Origin of the sequence: Kitasatospora sp. NPDC059817 (genome assembly GCF_042731835.1) — a bacterium.
Lineage (GTDB): Bacteria > Actinomycetota > Actinomycetes > Streptomycetales > Streptomycetaceae > Kitasatospora.
This window is the reverse complement of the sequence record NZ_JBHWIR010000309.1, coordinates 332-5,517: the sequence shown is the minus strand read 5'-3', so window position 1 is coordinate 5,517 and position 5,186 is coordinate 332. Positions and strand designations below refer to the sequence as shown.

The window sequence follows — 5,186 nt, the reverse complement described above, 5'->3', positions numbered from 1 at the left end:
AGAGCCTGCACGGCCAGTACATGATCGCCCTGCACCGCTCCGGCCGACGGGGCGAGGCCCTGGAGGCCTACCAGCGCCTGCGCAACACCCTGGTACGGGAGTTGGGCATGGAGCCGTCCACCGGACTGCGACGGCTCCAGCGCTCCATCCTGCTGGCCGGCCCGGAGCGCCCGGAGCGCCCGGAGCGTTCGGAGCGCGAGGCGGCCGCGACCGCTTCGCCGGAGGCGTCGGTGGCCCGGTTCACCCGGGTCGGCTGAGGACGCGCGGAAGGCGCCGTCGCTGCCGGGGCGCTGCTCGTGTGTGGTCGGAACGTGCTCGTCGTTGTGAGGGGTGTGGGTCGGGTGGTGCAGGAGAGGTCGGAACGGACACGCGGACGGCTGGTGCAGGCGGGGGCGGTGCTGTTCGACCGCTGCGGCTATGCGGGGGCCACGCTCGGCGAGATCGCCGGTGCCGCAGGAGTGACGAAGGGTGCGCTCTACTTCCACTTCGCGTCCAAGGAGGAGCTGGCGCAGGCGGTGTTCCAGCGGGCCGAGCGCTCGCTGCGGGGCGCCTGCGGCGGTCTGCGGGCCACCTCCTCCCCCCTGCAGACGCTGATCGACGTGGGCTACTGGCTGGTCGACGCCCTGGGGTCGGACGCGGTGGTCCGGGCGGCGTTCCGCCTCGGCCGGGAGGGCGGCTGGCAGTCGAGGACCGCCGCGTTCGCTCCCGCCACGTCCGCCCCCGGCGCGCCGGTCGCGGGCGTGCCGGTCGCGGGCGTGCGGGGCTTCCACGGTGTCTGGGCCGGTGTCGTCCGGGAGTTGCTGACGGGTGCCCGGCGCGCCGGCGAGCTGCGTGACCGCTCGGGCGATCCCGGCCCGGAGACCCTGGTGGTGGCGGCCGCCTGCGGGCTGGAGGTCGTCTTCGGCGACGGCTGCCCGGGTGAGGAGCGCGCCCGCCGGGTCGGCGCCCTGTGGGAGTGGCTGCTGCCCTGCCTCGTCCCCCCGGGCTCCTCCGACGCCTACCGGACCAGGCCGCTGGCGCCGCTGCCGGGCTGAGCGGGCGGTTCGGGGGCGGACAGGCGGGGCGCCTCGTGCGGCGCGCCCCGCCCGGGGCCGGTCACGCCGTGTGGAGGCGCTCCGCCAGGCCGGCGGCCGTGAAGGCGGCCACCAGGTCGTCGCGGTCCTCGGTGAAGTGGGCCCAGCTGTCGTGGTGGACGAGGACGACCCGGCGGGCGTCGAGGATCGCGGCGGCCTCGGCGGCCTGGGCGCTGTCCAGGACGATGGGCGCGCCGTCGAAGAGGGCGGCGAAGCGGGGGGCCCCGGCGAAGAGGATCGCGGTGTCGACGGGGGCGAAGCGTTCGGCGATCTCCCCGACGGCGAGGAGCGAGGCGTTGTCCCCGCTGACGTAGACGGTGGGCAGCCCTTCCCCGGTCAGGACGAAGCCGACGACCTGGCCGGTGACGGCCTCCACCTGCTCGCGGGCCCCGGGCCCGTGGAGGGCGGGCACGGCGGTCACGGTGAGGGTGCCGCCGTCGGGGCGGTCCAGCGTGACCGACTCCCAGTCGGCCAGTCCGCGGGCCGTGCCGCCGAGGCGCAGGCCGCCGCCGGGGGTGGTGAGGGTGAGCGGGACGTCGGCCAGCAGGGCCCGGCCGGAGTGGTCGAGGTTGTCGGGGTGCTCGTCGTGGGAGAGCAGGACGACGTCGACGTGGCCGGCGTCGGCGGCGCTCCCGGAGGAGGGAGCGGTCTTGGTCAGGAACCGGCCGTCCGGCCGCAGGTAGTCGCCCGGGCCGTCGAAGGTCGGGTCGGTGAGGAAGCGCAGGCCTCCGTACTCGAAGAGGGCGGTCGGGCCGCCGAAGAGGCGGACGGGGAACTGCTCGACGGTCGTGTCGGAAGAAGCCATGGTGAAGCACACCTCACGGTTGAGAGCGGTTTATCCGTGAGGAACGCTAGCCGGTTCTCACGGATGAGCGCAAGCGCTACCATGAGACTCATGACGGACGCCGCGGACACCGCCACCGACGAGACCGCCGTGCCACCCGCGCCGGGCGAGCAGCAGTACCCCTCGCTCGCCCTGGTCAACAGCGCCGTCACGCTGCCCGGCGGACACGTCGTCGACCGCCTCGGCACGCCGGCCGCCGCCGGCCAGTGGCTCCTGGAGCACGGCCTCGCCCCGGCCGACGCGGGCCTTCAGGAGATGTGCACGGCGCAGGTGCGCTCGATGCGCGAACAGGTCAGGACGCTGTTCGCCGCCCGCGTCGCGGAGCTGCCCGCACCCGCCTCCGCCCTGGCCGCCGTCAACGACGCCCTGACCCGTCTGCCCACGGCCCGGCTGCTGCGGTGGGACGACGGCAGCGGCCCCTACCGCGCGGCCCCCCACCCCACCACCGAGATCGTCGACCACGCCCTGGCCACCCTCGCCGCCGACGCCGCCGACCTGCTCACCGGGCCCGAAGCCGCCCGCCTCACCGCCTGCGGCTCCACCCCGTGCACCCGGTACCTCCTCCGGCACGGCCGGCGCCACTGGTGCTCCACCCGCTGCGGCGACCGCGCCCGCGCGGCCCGCGCCTACGCCCGGCGCACCCGGCCCCAGCCGGACTGACCGGGCCGGCGGCCTCGACCGGCGCCCCTGGCTGACGGCCCTGGTCGACACCCCTGGCCGGTGCGGGTCGCACCCCCCGGCGGGGTCCGTGCGAGCCGCGTTCGAGCGGGCCGAATGTCAGTGCGGCTCGCCATGATGGCGGTATGAAGGACGCAGCCACCCTGGCCTCCCCTGCCGCCCTGGCCTCCCCGCAGGCCTACGCCGACGCCGTCGCCGCCGCCGTGCGGGCCGCCGCCGCGTACTACGCCGACGGCTCCGCCCCGCTCGGCGACGACGAGTACGACGCCCTGGTGCGGGCGATCGAGGCCTACGAGCACGAGCACCCGGACGAGGCGCTGCCCGAGTCGCCCACCGGCAAGGTGGCCGGCGGCGCGGCGGTCGGCGACGTCCCGCACAGCGCGCCGATGCTCTCCCTCGACAACGTCTTCTCGGCCGAGGAGCTGGAGTCCTGGGCGGCTGGCCTGGAGCGCCGGCTCGGCCGGCCGGTCGCCGCCTGGTGCGTCGAGCCGAAGCTGGACGGCCTCGCCGTCGCCGCCCGCTACCGGGCCGGCCGGCTCACCCAGGTGCTGACCAGGGGTGACGGCCTGGCGGGGGAGGACATCACCGCCGCCGCCGAGGCCGTGCTCGGCCTGCCCGCCCGGCTCGCCGAACCGGTCGACGTCGAGCTGCGCGGCGAGGTGCTGCTCACCCACGAGCAGTTCGAGCAGGCCAACGCCGTCCGCACCGCGCACGGCGCCACCCCGTTCGCCCACCCGCGCAGCGGCGCGGCCGGCACCCTGCGTGCCAAGGACCGCGCCTACCGCGTCGAACTCACCTTCTTCGCCTACGACGCCCTCGGCCTGCCCGGCCTCGACCACGCCGACCTGCTCGCCCGGCTCGCCGTCCTCGGCGCCAACACCGCCGCCAGCACCGACGCCGCGCCGCGCCGCTGCGCGACCCTCGTCGAGGCGCAGCAGCGGATCGACGAGATCGCCGGCCTGCGCGCCGCACTGCCCTTCGGGATCGACGGCGTGGTGGTGAAGGCGGACGCGGTGGCCGACCAGGAGGCGGCCGGCTCCGGCTCCCGCGCGCCGCGCTGGGCGGTGGCCCGCAAGCTGGCGGCGCAGCACAAGGTCACCCGGCTGCTCGGCGTCGAGTGGAACGTCGGCCGCACCGGGATCATCGCGCCCCGGGCCGTCCTCGAACCGGTGGTGATTGACGGCATCACCGTCACCTACGCGACCCTGCACAACCCGGCCGACATCGGGCGCCGCGGGCTGATGATCGGCGACCAGGTGTTCGTCTACCGGGCCGGCGACGTGATCCCGCGGGTCGAGGCGCCCCTGGTCGACCAGCGCACCGGCGCCGAGCAGCCGATCGCCTTCCCCGAGGTCTGCCCGCGTTGCGGCGACGCCATCGACACCTCCGAGCAGCGCTGGCGCTGCGTGCGCGGCCGGGCCTGCCAGGTGGTCGCCTCGGTGATCTACGCGGCCGGGCGCGACCAGCTCGACATCGAGGGCCTCGGCGGCACCCGCGCCGTCCAGCTGGTCGAGGCCGGGCTGGTCGGCGACCTCGCCGACCTCTTCACCCTCACCCGGGAGCAGCTGCTCACCCTGGAGCGGATGGGCGACACCAGCGCCGACAACCTGCTCGCCGCCATCGAGACCGCCCGCAGCCGCCCGCTGAACCGGGTGTTCTGCGCCCTCGGCATCCGCGGCACCGGCCGGACGATGTCCCGCCGACTCGCCGCGCACTTCGGCAGCATGGCCGCGATCCGTGCCGCCGATGTCGAGGCGCTGGCCGGCGTGGACGGCATCGGGGTCGAGAAGGCCGCCGTGATCGTCGCCGAACTCACCGACGTGGCACCGCTGTTGGACCGGCTCGTGGCGCAGGGCGTCGGCACCGCGGTGACCGAGCCGACGGCTCCCGCCGCCCAGGCCGCGGACGGCGGCGCGGCGGCCGCGGACGACACCGCGGCGGGCCCGCTGGCCGGCCCGCTGGCAGGCCAGAGCGTGGTCGTCACCGGCAGCATGACCGGAGCCCTCGCCGAGCTCTCCCGCAACGCGATGAACGAGCTGATCGAACGCGCCGGCGGCAAGGCCTCCTCCTCGGTGTCCAAGCGCACCACCCTTCTCGTCGCGGGCGAGAAGGCCGGCTCCAAGCGCGCCAAGGCGGAGGAGCTCGGAGTGCCCGTCATGACCCCGGAGGAGTTCGCTGCCCTGGTCGCCGAGCAGCTCGGCTAGCTCCGCCAGGCCGGCCGGCCAAGCGGGCGGACAGCCGCGCAGCCGGGCAGGACCTGGGCCCGGAAGACCAGTTGATCGCCCGCGCCGGGGGTGCGGTAGGGTGGCCGACGCCGTGTATGACCGCGACTCAAGGAGGTGAGCCCCATTACCGGTATGTCCGAGCGGGTGCTCCCGGAGCGCGGCCGTGCGGGCGCGTCGCGCGCGTAGCGCGGACGCGTCGGCGCGGTGCCGGCCCTTGCGGGAGCCCTGACGGAGTCGTGGGGGCGCCGCCCGAATACCCCAATGGGTGCTGTTGTGGGGTTTTTGCTCCGCCGCGAGACCGTGCGCGGTGGGGACCCCGGGGGGCCCCGCCCGGTGGGGGGTGGGGCGGGGGGGGGGGGGGGGACA

General features: G+C 76.0%; 5 protein-coding genes. 4 read left to right on the top strand and 1 reads right to left on the bottom strand.

Translation table 11 applies throughout. From position 1 onward, the window contains the following. Window positions 1-257 (top strand): BTAD domain-containing putative transcriptional regulator (locus ACFV61_RS34055; RefSeq protein ID WP_380495959.1); only part of this gene is annotated, 257 nt, incomplete at its 5' end. 84 nt (window positions 258-341) lie between these two features. Beyond that, window positions 342-1,034, top strand: a complete 693-nt coding sequence (locus ACFV61_RS34050) for a ScbR family autoregulator-binding transcription factor (protein ID WP_363378656.1) — start codon at window positions 342-344, stop codon at window positions 1,032-1,034. Between the two features lie 61 nt (window positions 1,035-1,095). On the opposite strand, the gene ACFV61_RS34045 is transcribed toward ACFV61_RS34050, so the two are convergent. Beyond that, window positions 1,096-1,878 carry an MBL fold metallo-hydrolase gene (locus ACFV61_RS34045; protein ID WP_380495957.1) on the bottom strand — a complete coding sequence of 261 codons (783 nt, stop codon included), beginning with the start codon at window positions 1,876-1,878 and terminating at the stop codon, window positions 1,096-1,098. 81 nt (window positions 1,879-1,959) lie between these two features. On the opposite strand from ACFV61_RS34045, the gene ACFV61_RS34040 reads away from it, so the two are divergent. Beyond that, window positions 1,960-2,577 (top strand): ABATE domain-containing protein, encoded by a 618-nt coding sequence (locus ACFV61_RS34040; RefSeq protein ID WP_208869030.1) that lies wholly within the window; start codon window positions 1,960-1,962, stop codon window positions 2,575-2,577. Window positions 2,578-2,720: 143 nt separating this feature from the next. Beyond that, window positions 2,721-4,799: an NAD-dependent DNA ligase LigA gene (gene ligA, locus ACFV61_RS34035; RefSeq protein WP_380495955.1), complete on the top strand. Its 2,079-nt coding sequence runs from the start codon at window positions 2,721-2,723 to the stop codon at window positions 4,797-4,799. Window positions 4,800-5,186 lie beyond the last annotated feature (387 nt).

Excerpts from the sequence above, each read along its gene's own strand:
- ACFV61_RS34045 (WP_380495957.1), bottom strand. The coding sequence starts at position 1,878 with ATGGCTTCTTCCGACACGACCGTCGAGCAGTTCCCCGTCCGCCTCTTC.
- ACFV61_RS34040 (WP_208869030.1), top strand. The coding sequence starts at position 1,960 with ATGAGACTCATGACGGACGCCGCGGACACCGCCACCGACGAGACCGCC.
- ligA (WP_380495955.1), top strand. The coding sequence starts at position 2,721 with ATGAAGGACGCAGCCACCCTGGCCTCCCCTGCCGCCCTGGCCTCCCCG.